The sequence below is a fragment of the Ohtaekwangia kribbensis genome (assembly GCF_042676245.1).
Taxonomy (GTDB): Bacteria; Bacteroidota; Bacteroidia; order Cytophagales; family Cyclobacteriaceae; genus Ohtaekwangia; species Ohtaekwangia kribbensis.
Genome location: NZ_JBHTKA010000007.1, coordinates 1300332 through 1316519, shown reverse-complemented (window position 1 = coordinate 1316519; position 16188 = coordinate 1300332). Strand labels below are relative to the sequence as shown.

The window sequence follows — 16188 nt, the reverse complement described above, 5'->3', positions numbered from 1 at the left end:
CCTAATTATAGTATATATACCCTATTTATACATCGGATCGTTGCCACGATAATACAGGTTCTTAAAAACAGCTTCATTTGTCGTTGGCTTTCCAGATGATGTAGCATACATCGCAAATACACATCCGATGAATCCACCTGCAACCCGTGTACTCAGAAATGTGGCATCAAGGTTATCTTTCACCAATGTCCACTGGCGCGACTTTGATGCGAAGTAGAAGTCGTAGAAATTACCACGCGCATCGATGCGAAATTTCACGGGACTAACACCATCATCGAGTGACACTTGCGTAAGTAAGTCCATTCGCTCTGCTTCGGGATTACTTTTATAAAGTTGAACGAAAGGCTTTCCTTGCTCTGTCGATTTACACAGATAATAGAAATGCTTTTCATCCTGGAAAATTATTAGTCCTGCTTTTTCGTTGTCTGCCTTTGCCGGGAAGGTAACTTCAGTTTCAGTTTGACAATACAGATGCTGCTGACGTTTTCCTATAAAGGATGCGTGACCGGATTCCATACAAGTTTCAGGCGCAAGTTTCAGGACAAGCCCTATATTTGGGTCTAAGCGAAAGCGAGTACTATCGCAGGTTCTCAAAAACAACATGGAAGGGTCAAGCTGCTTATTGAAAAGCATCTCGTGTTCAAAATTTCCACTCTGCGGCCGTGTATCTTTTTGCTTTACTTCGGCATAGGGCACCTCGTAATAGTATCGGACTTCCTTGCCCTGCAGATCTACCACGGGCCAGTCATCTCTCCACCTTACAGGGGCTATAAATGTCTCTCTTCCCGTATTGTAAAAATCACCAGCATACGGTCGCACCGCGAGAAATATAGCGTAGGTATTACCATCAGGCCCCTCTACAAACTGGGCGTGCCCGGCTGAAGTAACGGGATGTTTCCGATCATGCGGCAGATCACGTTGCGTGAGGATCGGATTGAGTTCATAGGGAACAAATGGTCCTTGCATCGACCGTGATCGGAAGACTACCTGGGAGTGATTCACGGAAGTGCCTCCTTCCGCTGCATACAGATAATACCAGCCATTCCTTTTTATAAAATGCGGGCCTTCAATCCATACTGGCTTTTTATTTAAGTCCACTCCCCCATTCACCAGAATTTGTTCTTTTCCAGTCACCTTCAAACTCGTATGATCAAATTCATACATCCGAATCGTGCGATGACCGGGATATAGCGGTTTATTGTCAGGAGCATCGCTGTTGTAAACTATATAGGCTTTGCCGTCATCAAAATATAGCGAAGGATCTATACCTTTAACTTCAGGCAACCACACCGGATCACTCCAGGGCCCAGCGGGATTCTTGGCTGTGACCACAAAATTTCCTCCGCGATCAATCAGGGTACAGGTAACATAATATATACCATTATAATAGTCGATAGCCGGAGCAAATAATCCGCGAGTCATGCGATGCCCCATAAAATTCATTTGTGATGGACGACTGATGACGTTGCCGATCTGTTTCCAGTTTTTTAAGTCTTTGCTGTGAAAAACCGGAATACCTGGAAAGTAAGCAAACGTGGAGTTGATGAGATAGTAATCAGAGCCAACCTTCAATACACTTGGATCGGGATAAAAACCAGCCAGTACAGGGTTGACTATAATGGTGGACTTTGATGCACGTTTCAGATCAGTCGAAGTGCTCTGAAGATTTTGACTATGTGTAAGTTGAACACAAAAGAAAGTAAAGAGTATCGTTAGCTGTTTTGTCATATTTGATAAGTCATGTTCATGGTGTGTCTGATGGAATGATACAAAATATAGGGCCACTCGGTATACCGAGCGACCCTGCCTCACTTTACCCAGAATCTCAAAGTGTAGGTTCTTTTGCGCCAGGCTTAATCGGTAGTACGATAGCCAGGATTTTGATACGCATTCTTTTCATCAGCAGTCATGTTCATGTTGTCAAGTTGCCCCTGAGGCACGGGCCGCAGATAATGAAACTTCTCAATGGTTCTTGTAACAGTCACCGGTGTATGATCACCTACACCAGGGCCACTAATGGTATAGGTCGCAGCAAGCTCATTCCATTTCTGTGTACGTACCAGATCATACCATCGGTAACCTTCACCGAAATACTCGCGAGATCGTTCTGCCAATATATAGTCTATATCAATGACAGCAGGCGTTGCTGCAGTCATGGCTGCGCTGTTATCTTCAACCTTCTCAACGTTACCGTTGTTGTCCCAACGCCACTTTCCTGCGCGCGCGCGTATCACATTGATAAGGTCACGCGCGCTTAGCCCGGCCGTTGTAGCAGCACCTTTCACTGCGGCCTCAGCTGCTACAAAATATAGTTCAGAAAACTTTGCAATATTAAACGGTCGCGTATTAGCTGCATTGGGTTGCCCCAATCCTGCACCGTTATCAGTACGATAAGTGCCCAGCTTCCAGAGACCTGGATATACCAACCTGCTTATGCCACTGGGTGCTACCACGTAATCCGCTCTGCCCGGTAGTACTCCTGCGCCTACACTACTTTTGTAAACTGAATTAGAATAGTCAACGGATGTGGCAGGATCTTCATCCAGGAAAGTCAGGATGGGATCGCCAGGAGTAACCTGCATATTATTGGCGTTGTATAAGAACGCATTAGTGACACCGGCTTTCGGCCAATTGCCGCGGTATACCGTGGCGAACGTTCCATCATAGCGAGAATCGTTTGTCTTGTCGGCAAATGTATTTTTGAATATCCCGTGTGGTGGTGCCATCCGAACCCATGGACGTCCCAGACCCTGTGCCGCCTCACGCTGCACCGGGTTTACCGTCTGAGGTGCACTCCAATCTGTCTTGGAACTTGTGATGTTTGGATAGGCCCACGTCAACATCCAAACAGCAAAATTGTCTGCATCTCCACCACTTCCGTAACTCAGACTTGATCCATTGTAGAGTTCACTTGTCTCGGTGTGGTCTGCATATAGCAGCATTTCTTTATTCCGATCATTCTCACCCAGGTTAACATCATAGTAAGTGTCCATTAAACCATAGGGCCCCGGATCGTTGATTGCCGCGGTAGCAACATCGTATGCTTGTTGGAAATACCATTGTGCACTATGACCATCGGGGTCAATGCGCTCTGCCTCGGGGAAGGTTGGTATGTCGTTGGTATTTTCCAGCCACCAGCCAAAAGTCAGGTAAGCCTTGGCGAGGAATAGACGTGCTGTAGTTTGAGTAACCGCTCCTTTCACACGACCTGTCACTGGCAAGTTTTCGATTGCCACGCGCAGATCTGGAAATATAACTTTGGTATATACCTCCGGAACTGTGTTGCGTTTTGACGTGCGAGAAACAGAAGTGTTAAACTTCAATTCACCGGCACCCAAGTCAAGCGGCACACCACCGAAGGTTTGAACGAGCATGAAATAATCAAATGCCCGGAAGAACCTTGCTTCTGAAATCAACGCTTCTGAAATTCCGACCTGCGAAGCATTTTCAATAACACCATTGGCTGTATTGATGTTTGGAAATGCATTGAACCATAGGTTGCTTGCATCGCTATTGGAAGGCGTAATGGGCGCAGCACCAGAGAGGTCAAAAATCTGAAAGCCGCTACCCGCGCCACTAGCGCCCCACGTTGCTTCATCGGTACCTGTCAGGGTTGAATTGTAAAAGTATGCGTTACCAAATATATAGCGCAAATGAGCATACATACCTGTAAGTCCACCATATACTCCATTTTCAGTTTTGAAATATTCGGGTGTATAAATGGCACGTGGCTTTTCGTTCAATATATCGGTACATCCTACTAAAAGAGCCATCATCAAGACTGCTCCTTTAACAAATGCTATAGGTATACGTTTCATGGTAAGTTTTTTAAAATGTCAAATTGAGACCAAGCAAGTAATTACGAGTTGAAGGCGTGTTGGTGCCCACAGTGAGTATTCTTCTCAGGTTGGCAGAATATGGCACTGCTGCATTTTCATTCCCGAACGAATTGGTTTCAGGATCCATACCGGACTCATCATGATAAGGCGAGAACATCACAAATGGATTCTGCACCGCTATATATACCCGTACATTGGAAATTCCAGCCTTTGCCAGCAGCGGCTTTGACACGTTGTATCCAAGCGTGATGGTGCGAATTTTCAAATATGATGCATCAAAGTATCCGAGCGTGCTTCCATATTTCGGGTTGTCTCCACCGACACCACCAGGAGCCGGATATTTAGCTCCGGTGTTCTCAGGAGTCCAGTAATCTACCCTCACATTGTTTCCTGCCCGAGAGTTCAGGTTATTGAGATAGCCTGCTGATCCGTACAACGTACTGTTAAGTATACCACCGTTCTTAAACGTGCCCACTATACTTAAATCAATTCCCTTATAGGCAACACGAGTATTGAAGCCTCCCTGGAACTTGGGCTGTATATTCATAATTTGTCTATCTTCAGCGTTAATAGCTCTTACGGGAGTGCCATCAGCATTGTATGCTCCGGTATATTTTACTTTGATCATGCCGGGCTTGCTGGCAGAGCCTGGTTCAAGGATGTTGAGGTAAGGATCTCCTTCCTGCCACAGACCGACTTTCTCATAATCATAAATCACATCAATCGGATGACCTACAAACCACCAGTTGCCTTCATCCCGAAGTTGACCTGATGCAAGTGATACAAGCTTATTTCGGTTAGCATACAGGTTGAATCCCAGGTCCCAGCTCCAGCCGTTGAGGTTGTCAATGATTGTACCGTTCAGGGTTATCTCGATACCTTTATTCTGGGTCTGGCCCATGTTGGCAGTGATGTTGCTCACACCCGAAGTTGAAGGAAGCCCCACCGGTAACAGAACGTCCTTTGTATCCTGTACATAGTATTCTATTGTACCCGACAAGCGGTTATCAAATGCTTTAAAGTCTAATCCGTAGTTGAATGTCTGTGAATACTCCCAGCCCAGTTGTGCATTGGGTAGTTGTGAAACTGTGAAGCCCGTAGAGTATATATCATCTCCGAAATTATAAGGCCGCGTACTCAACAGACCCAATGTCTGGTAGGGATTTACAGACTGATTGGAAGTCTGGCCATAACCAACTCGGAGTTTGAGAAGATTTATCTGGCTGATGTCGGTCATGAATTGTTCGCGGGAGATATTCCATCCTACAGAAACAGCAGGATACGTATGCCACTTATGCCCGGATGCAAGTCGCGAGGAACCATCGGACCGGAATGTCGCGCTAAGCATATAGCGTTCATCGTAGGAGTACATCACGCGGCCCATATAGGAGAGTAAGCCCCACTGCGTGTAGCTTTGGTCCGCGGGGTTCACAGTAATCACACCATCGGCACGTCCGAGGTTATAGAATTGGAACTGGTCTGCAGGAATATCCCGTGCTGTCACGCGGGACGTATTCGAAGTTTCCTGTTGTGCAGAGTATAAGAGGACAGCATTCACTTCATGTTTACCGAAGCTGCGATCATAGGTCAGCAGGTTTTCAACAGCCCAATTGGTCATCAGGGTGCTACTGATGGCTGCGGTAGATGGTGTTGTGGGCACGCCACTAAACACGCCTTCTCCGGTGTAATTGCCATAGTTACTTTGTCGCATGTTCAGCCCCACATTGAGGCGATACTTTAATCCCTCCACGCCCGGAATCCCTATCTCTGTATATACTGTATTGTAGGTACCATAGACTCTCGTTCTATCTATATACTTATCTCCCAAACTTTCAAATCGCTCCCGCGAAGGCACCCACTGAGCTCCTGATGTAGACTCCTGGATAATTTCTTTCATGGTGCCGTCAGCGTTGTAAGGATTGGCAATAGGAGATCTTCCCAGCGCCATGCCAACTGCCGGTACGTTGTCTCCATTGGTAATGGAATAATTGGAATTGGAGTTAATGCCAATGCGGATATACCTGTTGATTTCCTGATCAAGAGAGAAGCGCATGGAATAGCGTGTGAAGTTTTGCAGGGGCACAACGGCTTCATCGCGGAAGTACCCTGCTCCGAAATAGTACGTACCTTTTTCTGTTCCACCGGATACGCCAAGATCGTGGCTGGTCACCATGGCGCTTTTATAGATCATGTCCTGCCAGTCCGTATCAACATCGTTCGATTCATCAAGGGTGTTGTTAAACTTCTGGGCACTTGCTGCGCGTAAGGCTGCGAACTCTGGCCCACTCATCATGGGATACTTTGCAAACACTGTCTTAACACCATGATAGCCATTGTAGGAAACCTGTGCTTTCTGCCCTTTTGCACCGCGGTTGGTTGTAATCAGCAGCACGCCATTGGCGCCACGCGATCCGTAAATTGCCGTGGCGGAAGCGTCCTTAAGAATATCTATACTCTTGATGCTATTGGGATCGATATCGTTAATAGATCCGGCAAATGGAATACCGTCCAGTACGATTAAGGGATCATTACTGGCAAGCAGGGAACGCGTTCCGCGCACGCGGATTTGCATCGCTGTACCGGGTTTGGTAGAAGTCTGAGAAATATCCACTCCCACCGCGCGTCCTTGCAACGCCTGCGAGATATTCGGGGACGGCATATCACGAAGCGTATTTCCACTCATGGACACCACCGATCCGGTGACCGCCTCCTGCCGCTGCGTTCCGTAACCAACAACGACCACTTCCGTAAGAGATTGAATGTTTGGCAGGAGCGTAACATCAATAACGTTCCGGTTTCCGGTTGTTTCCTCCACTACAGTATAGCCAATGAAAGAGAACACCAGAACAGCGTCTTCACCAGGCACCTGAAGACTATATCCTCCGTTTGCATCACTGGTGGTACCTGTAGTTGTTCCTTTAAGCAAGACATTAACGCCTGGAAGGCTGTTACCCGTCTCATCGACAATTCTACCTCGCACGGTAGTTTGAGCGTACGCGCTGGTGGCAGCGACACCCATTAATAATATCAGCCAGGCTATCGGGCGATACCGCGGGCATGCACCAATAAAAATGATTTGTAGAATTCCTCTTTTCATAGAATTGGGTTTGAGTTGTTGAACTGCAAGGGCTACCGGGTTGGTACCAACATCATTCGGTTCCGAACTCGGAGAAGCTTTGCGTTTGCGATGAACAATAAGGCCGGCCGGATCAGCGCAAACGGTTGAACCAATCTCTTGCATTAGGCGGGAAAACACCTTTCACGAAATCGACAATCTCTTTTAATTTTAAATCGTGCTGTAAAAAACTGCGATTTTGAGGCAAAAACGGCTTTCAAAATTTCGCGGAGAATGCAATCGGTTGAAAAAAGGAATGGAAACGAACGTGGATAGATAAAAATTAGCGGGATGGTGAGTGGGCCAGCACCGGATATCAACTTGCGATATCGAGGTATTCAGAGGGAGCCTTACCGTACTCATCCTTAAAGCTGCGCGTAAAATAGGAAGCAGAGTTGAAACCGGTCAGGTATGCAATTTCAGAGAGAGTATATTGTTTTGTCTCCATCAACTTGAGGGCCTGTTTGAGCCGGACAGTTCTTATAAATTCAACAGCAGTTTTACCAGTAAGTGCTTTGATCTTTCGGTACACCTGTACGCGACTGAGACTGAAGAGTTCTGCGATAGAGTCAACCCCAAGCTGGGCATCCTGGATGTGCTCAACAATATAGTCAACAGCCCGCTGCAAAAACGCCTGGTCAATTTCATTGCCCGTAACTTTCGATGGCATCAGGTATACATCCTGGCTAAAATGTGAATAGAGTTTTTGTCGCGACTCAATCAAGTTCCGCACATGTGTCAATAGAAAGCGGACGCTAAACGGTTTGGTTATGTAGACATCAGCGCCCGATTCGATTCCCGTAATCTGGTCTTCAACAGTAGCCCTTGCAGTAAGCAAAATGAACGGAATATGGCTGGTCTTGATATTGCTTTTCATTTCCCTGCAAAGCTCAATTCCGGATTTCTGTGACATCAAGATATCACTAATAATCAAGTCAGGAGTTTTTTCAATGGCCATGTGGGCTCCCTCCTGTCCGTTTCGGGCCTGCCATACTTTGAATTCCTGACCAAGCTCTGCTGCTATATATTCCCGCAGTTCTTCATTGTCCTCTACCACGAGTACTTCATACTGATCTTTACTGCCCGCATCAACGGCTGCAAAATGCCGGCTTTTGGTAACCGACTCTTCTGGTGAGCCAACAACATCCTCCGGCATTTCTTCAGAAGCCACGACATCGTACACGGCGCAGTCGATAGGCAGGGTAATGATGAACTTTGTCTCTTTGTCGGGCAAACTTTCAGCCGTAATGGTTCCGCGATGTAATGCAACAAGTGCTCTTGTCAATGAAAGTCCGATGCCGGTTCCGGGGTTGGTAACTTTAGAAGCGGACTTAGCCTGATAAAATTTATCGAAGATACGCGGTAACTCTTCGGAAGACATTCCGATTCCGTTATCAACAATCACGAGCTCCAGACATCGGGCAGCAGGTATAGTCTGTGAAACAGAAGTGAAGTTCGCGTTAACGATTACCGTGATCTGGCCGCCATCGGCTGTGAATTTGAATGCGTTGGAAAGAACATTCACCAGCATCCGTTCGAGTTTGTCGCGGTCGAACCAACCCTTCAGGGACGTTAACTGCGTGCGAACTGAAAACGTGATATTTCTTTTGTCAGCAATATCCCTGAACAAGGATGCAACGCTGGTAATAAACTCTATGAGCTCTCCATGCCGGGGATTAAGTTTTAAACTACCGCTTTCGATTTTATTGAAGTCCATCAGCTCATTAACCAATGACATCATCTTGTTTGCATTCTTGTAGGCAGTGTTAACGCGCTCCTTCACAGACGAAGAGACCTGCTGGCTGCTGATCAGGCTTTCAAGCGGCATCAGGATGAGACTCAGTGGAGTTCTGAATTCATGGGAGATGTTGGTAAAAAATTGTGTCTTGGATTCGCTTAGTTCATGCTCCTGTTCGCGGGCCAGTCTCTCAAGCGCCAGTTGATTCTTCATGCTCACACGGTCTATCCGGATTTTAATTGCAAAAAAGATCATGGCAGCAATGAGCATTATGTAGAGGCATATAGCCCACGCTGTCTTCCACGGTGCCTGGCGAATGGTGATTTCCAGTTGTGTAGGAACTTCGTTCCATGTGCCGTCACTTTGAGATGCTTTTGCTAAAAATGTATAATGTCCTGGATCCAGGTTTGTATAGGTTGCCTGGTGATTGGTACCGGTGTAATGCCAATCCGTATCAAACCCCTCAAGCTTATAGGCATAGTTCTGTCTTGCGGAAGGGCCAAATTGTATAGCCGCAAAGTCAATGATGAACGATCGCTGTTCGTAAGATAATGCTATATCGGAAGTCAGGCTGATATGTCTGGTTATGGGTGAACCCGGTACTCCGATGGCAACAGCCTGATTGTTGATTTTTATATCCGCTAAATATACCTTCGGTTTGCCACCGGTATTTCGTATGCTATCCGGATAAAAAGCATTGAATCCATTGTTGTTGCCAAAGAAAAGTTGCCCGGTACTACTGCGAAGACAGGCGCTGGGATAGAAGTCGTTCGAAGATAATCCATCCTTTCTGGAGTAGTTAATAAAACGCCTGGTGTGCTGATCATACTTGGAGAGCCCCGTGTTGGCACTCACCCATAGATTGCCGGAGGCATCTGCCAATATCGCCCGAATGGTATTGCTGGCAAGGCCATCCGCTTTTCCATAATGCTTAAACTTATCCTCACCGGATACTTTCACATTTAGCCCGTTGTCGGTGGTGCCGATCCATAGGTTCTTCTTATGATCTTCGTACAAGCTCTGTATGGCACTGCTGCTAAGGCTACCGGACTCTTCTGTTTGAATGAACCATTGGTATATATAGGCATGGTCATGTTCCTTTGTCAGCGCATATAAGCCGTACATGGTACCGATCCATAAAATCCCATCCGAGTCTTCTGCAACACTGCTAACATAGGATGTACGCGTAATATAATTGGGTTTCATTTGTTCGCTCAACACAACAAAGCGCTTCCCGATCTCATCGAAATAGAAAAGTCCGCTTCCTGCTGAGCCAGCCCAAATTATACCGCGCTTATCCTCGTACAAGCAGGACGCCTTATTCTCACCAAACCCACCGGACTGCAGGAAGTAACTGGTGAGTTCCTGTGTGTTAAGGTTTAGCTTGGATACACCGTGTCCGCCAGTGCCGATCCAAAGGTTGCCGTTTCGGTCACAAATAAGAGCGGTCAAAAACTTATTCGTTAGCCGCTGGTTTATGCTTGTGCACTTTTGAAGCGTACGCGTTCTGCTATCAATTCTGGCCAACCCCACGCCTTCAATTCCCAGCCATACGTTGCCTTGGTGATCTTCTGTAAAACATTTCACACGCTTGCCTGCCAGGTCCGTTGCCGAACTATAGACAGGGTTGAACTTCCCCGCCTGACTGTCTATTAAGTAAGCGCCTCGATCAAATGTTCCGATCCACGTTAATCCTGTGTCATCAATGTAAACAGACCGTATGGAATTCGTTGGCAATACCGTGGGATTACCTTCTTCAGCAAGATATTGTGTTAACGCTCCGGAAGTTGTGTTCAGGTAATTCAAACCAGCATGCTCGCCACTGATCCATAGATTACCTTTTCGATCAATGTTTAAGGCCACGATGTTATTCCAACTGGCACCAAACTTTTGGGAGCCCGAGAATATCTGGTTTACAGTATAGTACCCATTTGCCGGAACGAGCTTAAAAATTTCTCCATTTACACTGGTAACCCATATGTTACCTGCTTTGTCCGGAACGAGCTGAGTAAGCTGTCGTATCGGCAAACCTTCACCAGCAAAAGTTAAAGGTACTGATATAGTTTTTGTTGTATTGAAAAGCTTGAGTCCACCTTTGGTAGCACACAACATTTGATCATCGACCCGGAGCATGCTGTTAATATAGTTTCTTGGTGATGAAGCCTTGCCAACGGCAGGATCATGGAGGTACATGAAAATGTGCGCTTCGGGATCATATATATTTACTCCTCCTCCGTGCGTACCGATCCAAAGTCTTCGTTTCAAATCAAACGACAATGCCGTGATGAAACTATTGTTGAGATGATTTTTATTCGATGGCAAAGAATCGACATTGACAAAATGATCTTTCTCAGGATCGTATATACAGAGTCCAAAAGCCGTACCGATCCAGAGTCTTTGTCTGTCATCCTCCACGATGACGTTAATACTATTATGGCAAAGGCTGGCTTTGTCGAGAGGATTATGCTCGTATCGATATGCGTTTGTTCCATCATACCGGATCAATCCATCTGCCAGACCAAACCACATGAATCCCCGGCTGTCTTTGAAGAAGCAGCGCACGAATGAATTTGAAATTGCCTCTGGGGCAACGGGAGTAAAGACAACAGGCTGAGTATAGCTGCGTAGAGAACAGCACATGAAAAACAAAATTACAGGCAACACACGACACCAAAATACCTTACTGATGCCCTTACAATAACACGTTTTTTTGATATTACGCCAAGTTACATTCATGCGTGTTTGTGATCGCTAGCCCGTGGCAACCAATTGATTTTTGGTTGCATAAATACCCGGTTCTGGTTCTCTCAATCCAGCGCCATTCATACAAAACCTTAATGAGAGAAAGTCTTCTCTTCACTCGTTTCCTAAGCTTTTGCAATCGGTTGTGTAAAAATAAATGTATTATATACAATTACAATTGACTGACCATATTTAATACGTTACCTTTATTTTAAGTGTACAAAAAACACTAATATATTCAAATACAATCTCTTCTTAGGAGACTTGAAAATCCCGATGAAATGAACCGGAACAAACGCACCACGATTAGATTCCTTGTCTTTATTCTGCTCGCGCATTTTTTGACCGGCCTGGCATCCAGGCATGTTCAGGCGCAATCAAAGCTATATGAAAACACATTTCCTTTAAGTGAAGTCTTACTGCTGGATGGCCCTTTTAAAAAGGCGCAGGACTTAAATACAAAAACGCTTCTACAATATGATGTTGATCGCTTGCTAGCTCCCTTTCGTAAAGAAGCAGGTCTTCCGGAGACCGCTAAAAGCTATAGCAATTGGGACGGACTAGACGGTCATGTAGGCGGCCATTACTTATCTGCATTGGCCATGACCTATGCATCCACTGGCAATACCGAGTGTAAAAAGAGAATGGACTATATGGTTGCTGAACTTGCCACGTGTCAGCAAGCTAATAACAAGAATGATACGGACTGGGGCAAAGGCTACGTGGGTGGTGTTCCAAAAAGTAAAGCCATCTGGTCTACATTTAAGAACGGAGATTTTCGCGAATATCGCAATGCATGGGTACCGTGGTACAATGTGCATAAAATGTATGCTGGCCTCCGTGACGCCTGGCTGTATGGCAACAACGAAGAAGCGAAAGATATATTTTTAAAGTTCTGCGATTGGGCCGTTCGTATAACCGATAACCTGAGCGATGAGCAAATGCAGGTCATGCTAGATGTGGAGCATGGCGGCATGAACGAAATTTTTGCCGATGCTTATCAGATCACCAAAGATGAAAAGTATATAACAGCTGCTAAAAGGTTTTCGCACAACATGTTGCTCCATGCCATGAGCACTTCAAAAGATAATCTTGATAACAAACATGCCAATACACAAGTGCCTAAAGCTGTCGGGTTTCAGCGTATAGCAGAAGTGACGAACGATAACAACTATGCAAAGGCAGGCAACTTCTTTTGGGAAACCGTTACCACCAATCGCAGCCTTGCGTTTGGCGGAAACAGCAGAAGAGAATTCTTTCCTTCGGTAGCTGCATCGAGTGACTTTGTAAATGATGTTGAAGGTCCTGAGACATGCAACACTTACAACATGCTGAAATTAACGGAGCATTTGTTCAGGACAAATCCGAACGCGGGGTATGTTGACTTTTATGAACGAGCCTTATTCAACCATATACTTTCAACGCAACATCCGCAGCATGGCGGTTATGTATACTTCACACCTGCAAGACCACAACATTACAGAGTATATTCATCGCCCAACCAGGCAATGTGGTGTTGTGTTGGCAGTGGTATGGAAAATCACAGTAAGTACAACCAGTTTATTTATACTCAAAGCAACGATTCTCTGTTCGTAAATCTTTTCGTTGCATCGCAATTAAACTGGCGTGAAAAAAAAATAAAGATCGTTCAGAAAACATCGTTTCCAAATGAAGAACAAACTACGTTCAGCGTGGTTGACGGAGCTTCACGTTTTACTCTCATGGTGCGTTACCCTTCCTGGGTAAAGGAAGGCGATCTGATTGTTTCTGTCAATGGTAAAAGCGTTCAACATTCAGCGCATCCTTCATCCTATATAGCGATAGATCGTCAATGGAAGAAAGGTGATATAGTGAAGGTATCATTGCCCATGCAGAATACCATTGAACACCTTCCTCATCTCCCTGCCTACATTGCAATTCTTCACGGGCCAATTTTACTGGGCGCAAAAACCGGAACGGAAAACTTAAATGGCATAGTAGCCGATGACAGCCGTTGGGGACATATAGCCAATGGCGAACGTCTTCCGCTGGATAAGGCACCTATTCTCGTAGAAGATGATCAAACCAGGATTACGCAGTTAATTCCTGTAAAAGATAAACCACTTAAATTTACGTTTCCCTCGGTAAAGATGATCAATTCTTCTAACCTTGTACTGGAGCCATTCTACAAAATACATGACGCCCGGTATATGATATACTGGATGGCCCTGAGTACGAAACAATATCAGTCCTATCTCGATTCCATCGCTTTAGTCGAAAAGAAAAAACTGGCTCTGCAAAAACGCACGCTTGACTTTGTGGCTCCGGGTGAACAGCAACCGGAAGTTGATCATGCTATGCAAAAAGAAAATTCAACTACCGGAAATCATTTGAATGAATTTTGGAGGGATGCAAAAGGTGGAGGTTATTTCAGTTACAACCTGACTACCGGAGGAGAAACAGGACTGAGCTTAATGGTTAGATACTGGGGTTCTGAGTGGGGAAGCAGAAAATTTGATATATACATCGATGACCAAAAGTTGATTACCGAAGATAACACAGGCCGATGGAATCAATCGAATTTCATTGATACAGAATACCCGATTCCTGATGCCATGACCAAAGGCAAAAAGAATGTGCGGGTCAAATTCCAGGCGCTGCCGCAGAATACAGCCGGATCAGTTTATTATGTTCGATTGCTTCGGAAAGAATAGTTAACATCACATTACTTGCTTCAATTGCTATGTATATATTTTTTGTAAAAACTTACTGTCGATTCGTAAAATTCGCAGGTTCATGTTTGTGTCTTGTTGTTATTACCTCAATGGTATTTGCTCAATCGGCTGAGCGCACACTCACAAAAGGAAAAAAGATCAGTCCCGATTTATTTGGTCTTTTCTTTGAGGATATAAATTACTCAGCGGATGGCGGACTATACGCGGAGCTTGTTCAGAACAGATCATTCGAATATAGTCCAACGGATCGAAGGGATTGGAATCCTTTTTCATTCTGGGAGTATATCACGCCTGATTTTTCGTATGGCTCCATTACGGTTGAAACCAATTCGCCTATACATCCTAATAATCCGCACTATATTGTGTTGACTGCAGAGCACGTGGGTGATGCTGGTGTTGGCGTAAAGAATTCAGGATTTGACGGGATCGTTGTCAAGGCAGGTGAATCGTATAGTATATCTATGTTTGTGCGCCAGCTGTCAGCGGATCCAATCTCGCTAGCCATTAGCCTGCAAACTCCGAAAGGAAAAGTACTGGCAGAAAGTAAATTTTCAACATCATCAAAGGATTGGAAAAAATATAGCGCTACGCTAAAGCCAATCGAAAGTACAGATAGTGCATCGCTTGTAGTGCTTGCTACCACCAGGGGTAAATTAGCGTTGGACGTTGTCTCACTTTTTCCCGAGAAAACATTTAAAAATCGTCCCAATGGATTGAGAGCAGACCTCGCACAATTGCTTGCTGATATGAAGCCAAGGTTCATACGGTTTCCGGGAGGATGTCTTGTTCATGGTGATGGCTTGGGAAACATGTACCGATGGAAAAATACCATTGGTCCCATAGAACAGAGAATTGAACAAAAGAATATCTGGGGCTATCATCAATCCTTAGGACTCGGCTATTTTGAATACTTCCAATTTTGTGAAGATATAGGTGCAAAGCCGTTACCGGTATTACCCGCAGCAGTAAGTTGTCAAAACTCCGGAGGAACCTGGCGCATCGGAGGTACCGGGCAGAAAGCATTGCCAAAAGAAGAGATGCAGGACTATATCCAGGAAGTACTTGATCTTATCGAATGGGCCAACGGTCCGGCTACATCCACATGGGGCGCTAAGAGAGCCGCAGCCGGCCACCCTGCTCCATTCAATTTACAATATATAGGTATAGGTAATGAAGACAAGATCACGTCTGAATTTGAAGAGCGTTTCAAAATCATCTATACTGCCGTAAAAGCAAAGCATCCGGAAATTACTGTGATCGGAACTTCTGGACCGTTTCCGGATGGAGAAGACTTTGAGAAAGGCTGGAGGTTTGCTAATGCTTTGAATGTACCGGTTGTAGACGAGCACTATTACAAGGAACCTTCATGGCTTATGTCAAACTTAGATCGGTATGATAAGTACGACAGGACGCATGCAGAGATATATTTAGGTGAATACGCATCGTGGGGAAACAAACTAAAAAATGCAATAGCTGAAGCTGCTTATATGACTGGTCTTGAGCGTAATGGTGACATTGTGCGAATGGCATCGTATGCTCCGTTGCTTGCAAAGCGTAATCACACACAATGGAAAACGGACATGATATTTTTTGATAACAACCTTGTTTGCCTCACTCCTAACTATCATGTACAAAAAATATTTTCACTAAATCAGGGAGATGTTTACTTCGATAAAATCGTCAACCTCGATTCGAACGATACCACCGCAGCAGCATCCTGCGTACAAGACAACGAAACAGGTGATATCATTTTAAAACTGGTGAATGCGGGAAAAGAATCACAAGCTATGAAAGTAAACCTGAAGGGATTCAAACGAATTGTCTCAAAGGCACACTTAACATTGCTTGCCGGAGATCCTGAAGCAGAGAACACATTAGAAAAACCTGAAGTCATAGTTCCTACAACGTCTAACTTCCAGGCAAGCAAATCATTTAGTTACCATGCACCGGCGATGTCGCTAACCGTAATACGTATGAAGACTAAATAACTATATGCCTCAGAAAATAAGTATCTGAAGCACCTGCTTCTCTTAAGAATCG

The 16188-nt window shown here is 45.2% G+C and carries 6 protein-coding genes; 2 read left to right on the top strand and 4 right to left on the bottom strand.

The window, feature by feature from the left end:
- Positions 1-21 precede the first annotated feature (21 nt).
- The 4 genes from ACFQ21_RS20360 to ACFQ21_RS20345 form a co-directional block, all read right to left on the bottom strand.
- Complete coding sequence (locus tag ACFQ21_RS20360) at positions 22-1728, bottom strand: glycoside hydrolase family 43 protein (protein WP_377581875.1); 1707 nt, start codon at positions 1726-1728, stop codon at positions 22-24.
- A gap of 125 nt (positions 1729-1853) precedes the next feature.
- Positions 1854-3818 (bottom strand): RagB/SusD family nutrient uptake outer membrane protein, encoded by a 1965-nt coding sequence (locus ACFQ21_RS20355; protein WP_377581872.1) that lies wholly within the window; start codon positions 3816-3818, stop codon positions 1854-1856.
- Between the two features lie 10 nt (positions 3819-3828).
- A complete protein-coding gene (locus tag ACFQ21_RS20350; RefSeq protein ID WP_377581870.1) occupies positions 3829-6936 on the bottom strand; it encodes a SusC/RagA family TonB-linked outer membrane protein in 3108 nt (1035 codons plus the stop codon).
- A 334-nt stretch (positions 6937-7270) separates the two neighbouring features.
- Positions 7271-11332, bottom strand: a complete 4062-nt coding sequence (locus ACFQ21_RS20345) for a hybrid sensor histidine kinase/response regulator transcription factor (protein ID WP_377581867.1) — start codon at positions 11330-11332, stop codon at positions 7271-7273.
- Between the two features lie 383 nt (positions 11333-11715).
- Between ACFQ21_RS20345 and ACFQ21_RS20340 the strand changes: the two genes are divergently transcribed.
- Complete coding sequence (locus ACFQ21_RS20340) at positions 11716-14127, top strand: glycoside hydrolase family 127 protein (RefSeq protein WP_377581864.1); 2412 nt, start codon at positions 11716-11718, stop codon at positions 14125-14127.
- Positions 14128-14237: 110 nt separating this feature from the next.
- Positions 14238-16136 carry an alpha-L-arabinofuranosidase C-terminal domain-containing protein gene (locus ACFQ21_RS20335; RefSeq protein WP_377581861.1) on the top strand — a complete coding sequence of 633 codons (1899 nt, stop codon included), beginning with the start codon at positions 14238-14240 and terminating at the stop codon, positions 16134-16136.
- Positions 16137-16188 lie beyond the last annotated feature (52 nt).